We start from the raw sequence: 1,672 nt of genomic DNA on the forward strand, positions 1-1,672 counted from the left end.
GCGTCACCGCGCGGCTGCGCGGCACGGTCAGGCCCTCGCGGGGATGCGAGCCGGCCGCACCCTAGAAGGTGCGGTAGTGCGTGCTCAGCCGGCCGTCGTCGTCCAGGACGTGGAAGGCGACGCCCGGGGGAGCGGTCAGGTCGGCGATGTCGCCCTGCTGCCACGGCAGCCGGAGGGTGGACACGACGCCGGGGGCGACGAGGAGGGGCCGCCCCGCGAAGGTCGTGGCCGCGGCCGTGTGGGCATGCCCGCACAGCATCGCCACGACCTGCGGGTGCCGCAGGACCACCTCGGCCAGGCGCCGCTCGCCGAACTGCCGGATCCCGTCGACGTACGGGATCTGGAGCCTCACGGGCGGGTGGTGGAAGCAGACGAACGCGGGCGCGTCCGGCGCCTCGGCGAGCCGCCGGTCGAGCCACCCGATCGTCTCGTCGTCGAGGCGCCCGTGGGCCTCGCCGGGGACGGTCGAGTCGCACATCAGGAAGGTGGCCCCGCCGATCTCGTGGACGCGGTTGACCGGGCCGTCGCCCGGCGGCTCGTCCAGCAGGAACTCCCGGTACGGGCCGCGCCTGTCGTGGTTTCCGGGGCAGGTCAGCACCGGATGCCCCGACGCGAGGACCTTGCGGGCCTGCTCGTACTCGGTGGGCTCGCCGTGGTCGGCGATGTCCCCGGTGACGAGGACGGCGTCGACCGGCACGCCGTTCAGGTGGTCCATGACGCGGGCCGCGCGTTCGGCCCGGCCGTCGCCGCCGTCCAGATGGGTGTCGCTGAGCTGCGCGAGAACGATCATGGTGCGAATCTAGAACCCGACCGGACCAGGATTAAGATCCAGTTCCATGCGCGGAGAATGGACCGGTTCGGTCGACCTGCATCTGGACGTCGACCCCTCGGGCGGTCGCCGCGCCGGACTCGAACGCGCCCTCCGGGAGGCCGTCAGGTCCCGGCGCCTGGCCCCCGGCGACGTCGTCCCCTCGACCCGCGCGCTGGCCGCCGAGCTGGGCCTGGCGCGCGGGACGGTCAGCGCCGCCTACGACCAGCTGACGGCCGAGGGCTACCTCACGGCCGTCCCCGGCGGGCGGACGCGGGTCGCGGCCGGGCCCGCGCCGGCGCCGGCGCCCGCGGAGCCGGCGCCCGCCGAGGCGCCGGCGCACGACCTGCTGCCCGGGCGGCCCGACCTGAGCACGTTCCCCTCCACGGCGTGGCTGCGCTCGACGCGCCGCGTCCTGGCGTCCGCCCCGCCCGACGTGCACGCGCTCGGCGACCCGCGCGGACGCCGCGAGCTGCGCGAGGCGCTGGCCGGATACCTCGGCCGGGCCAGGGGCGTGCACGCCGACCCCTCCCGGATCGTGGTGACGTCCGGGTACGCCCAGTCCCTCGGCCTCCTCGCCTCCGTCCTGCGGGACCTCGGAACGCACTCGATGGCGATGGAGGAGCCGGGGCATCCGTTCCACCGCGCGATCGTCCGGCGCGCCGGGCTCGCCGTCGTCCCGCTGCCCGTGGACGAGCGGGGCGCGCTCCCGGGCCCGCTCGGCCCGGCGGGCGCGGCCGTGCTGACCCCGGCGCACCAGTACCCGACCGGCGCGACCCTCCCCCCGGACCGCCGCCGCGCCTTCGCCGCCTGGGCCCGCGAGGCCGGCGGCACGATCGTCGAGGACGACTACGACGGCGAGTT

General features: G+C 76.6%; 2 protein-coding genes. One reads left to right on the forward strand and one right to left on the reverse strand.

Going from position 1 to position 1,672, the window contains the following annotated elements:
• Positions 1-61: 61 nt before the first annotated feature.
• The gene (locus AB0C69_RS42100) at positions 62-790 is read right to left on the reverse strand and encodes a phosphodiesterase (RefSeq protein ID WP_360362507.1); all 729 of its coding nucleotides are present in this window, start codon (positions 788-790) and stop codon (positions 62-64) included.
• Positions 791-836: 46 nt separating this feature from the next.
• On the opposite strand from AB0C69_RS42100, the gene AB0C69_RS42105 reads away from it, so the two are divergent.
• The coding region (locus tag AB0C69_RS42105; RefSeq protein ID WP_360362510.1) for a PLP-dependent aminotransferase family protein at positions 837-1,672 on the forward strand (836 nt) is incomplete at its 3' end.

Origin of the sequence: Actinomadura sp. NPDC048032 (genome assembly GCF_040653175.1) — a bacterium.
GTDB classification, from domain to species: Bacteria; Actinomycetota; Actinomycetes; order Streptosporangiales; family Streptosporangiaceae; genus Spirillospora; species Spirillospora verrucosospora.